Raw genomic sequence first — 1,803 nt, forward strand, 5'->3', positions numbered from 1 at the left:
AAGCCATATCTGGTTCGGGGCCCTAGCCTTGAATTGCCGATTGAGCAGGTTCTCGGCGACCCAATATCCAATTGTCGAAGAGGATACTAATAACCTGCGACCTGCCTCAGATATGCTCAACCCACCCTCTGTTATGAGCTTAACCGCTTCTCTCGAAACTTCGTACAAACCGCTGCGGAATCCCATCCATGTTGACACCTTTATATTGATATTATACCGTAACTTTGGTTCCCACTAAAACCACATAAGTCAATTGGAATAAATCAAATATCTCATAAGGAAAGGATATGGATACTAGCTAGACAAAAATGATAAATATTTTTGGACGATGAAGCTAATTGACACATCGCTACATTATTAAGTATTTGGAAGCAATATTGCTTAGACGTAATGATGATATAAAAATGTGTAGACAGAGGGGGATTTATGCCAACAAAAAATGAACCCTTCAGGATCATGGATTGCGCGCTCGTGGGTATCTCTACTGGTTATAAGGCACAGAATCTCAGAGAGCTAAGGGATTGCCTTTCAAAGGCCCCCAAAAACAGCATATACAACCATTTTTGGGGAAGATTCCTGCAGCCACATTTTGACGAACCTGAGTATAATAACGACTTTGCCGCCTGGATATACAGGGGATTGCACGTAAAGGCCCTTGCTGAAAAGCTCAGCGTAATAGATCCCACGGATTACTCCGATATCGAAGCATTGAGACAGGAGCTTCTGGAGGTCATCGATGAATATCTGGATGAATCTGAATACGTGCCCTGGGCAAAGGCGGACGACATGTTTTATTTCATACAATCTCAAATAATCATCTTCGATACCAATCGCATGATAAATCATCCCGCTGAACTTGTTCAGACCGTACCTGCAATGGGGCGCGGAAGCATTTTTTATCACTATATAGATGCTAGGAGACGGACGCCGGACAGATCCGATGACTTCAGCGCCTGGCTCATGGCATGGGGCGATGGATATAACGATCTTAGGCTTAAGATAATGTCAATAGATCCATATTTCAGTTCATTAAATGAAATAAAAGAAAAATTAAGCAGGATCTTCACAGAATATTTTTTGGGGTAACTACGAACAATGAATGATCTATTAAAACAATATGCAGAGGCCGCAGGCTACGATGCAATAGGGCACCTCCTGCAGATTGCAGAAAAGATAAAAGGAAAAAGGATAGTCCATGTCAATTCCACTAAGGAAGGAGGGGGTGTAGCAGAAATCTTGAGGAAGATGGTCCCATTGATGGAGGCCCTTGATCTTGATGTAAAATGGGCCGTAATAAAGGGAACGGCTGACTTTTTCCAGTGCACAAAGGGCTTTCACAACGCGCTTCAGGGCTACAAAATAAGCGTCAAAGAAGGGCTCCTCAAGACATACGAAAGGGTAAATAAAGAAAACGCCGAGGAATTGAGGCCCTTGCTCTCCGATGCGGACTTTGTGATAATACACGACCCGCAGCCTGCCGCGCTGTTGAATTACATGCCTGAGAGACGCGGTAAGTGGGTATGGAGATGCCACATTGACTGCAGCAGGCCTTACCGCCCGGTCTGGAAATATCTGAAAAACTGGGTAGGCGGCTATGACGCCAGCATCTTTTCGCTGCCCGAATTCGCCCAGCCGCTCCCGCATACGCAATACATCATCGCGCCAAGCATCGATCCGATCAGCGACAAGAATATACCCTTGCCTGACAAGGAGGTTGAAAACGTGTTCGAACGATTTGGACTCGAAAGAGACCTTCCCCTTCTTGTTCAGGTGTCCCGTTTCGATCGGTTCAAAGACCCAGTT

The 1,803-nt window shown here is 45.1% G+C and carries 1 protein-coding gene and 2 pseudogenes; 2 read left to right on the plus strand and 1 reads right to left on the minus strand.

Annotation, left to right across the window (positions count from 1 at the left end; genetic code table 11):
* Positions 1–186, minus strand: a pseudogene (locus ACP5SG_RS09615) (hypothetical protein); the annotation flags it as partial.
* A gap of 240 nt (positions 187–426) precedes the next feature.
* Here ACP5SG_RS09615 and ACP5SG_RS09620 point away from each other — a divergent pair.
* Positions 427–1,086 carry a DUF5752 family protein gene (locus tag ACP5SG_RS09620; protein WP_237887994.1) on the plus strand — a complete coding sequence of 220 codons (660 nt, stop codon included), beginning with the start codon at positions 427–429 and terminating at the stop codon, positions 1,084–1,086.
* Between the two features lie 9 nt (positions 1,087–1,095).
* A pseudogene (locus ACP5SG_RS09625) lies at positions 1,096–1,803 on the plus strand (glycosyl transferase family 1); the annotation flags it as partial.

This window comes from Dissulfurimicrobium sp. (assembly GCF_049968175.1).
GTDB classification, from domain to species: Bacteria; Desulfobacterota; Dissulfuribacteria; order Dissulfuribacterales; family Sh68; genus Dissulfurimicrobium; species Dissulfurimicrobium hydrothermale.

Excerpts from the sequence above, each read along its gene's own strand:
- ACP5SG_RS09620 (WP_237887994.1), top strand. The coding sequence starts at position 427 with ATGCCAACAAAAAATGAACCCTTCAGGATCATGGATTGCGCGCTCGTG.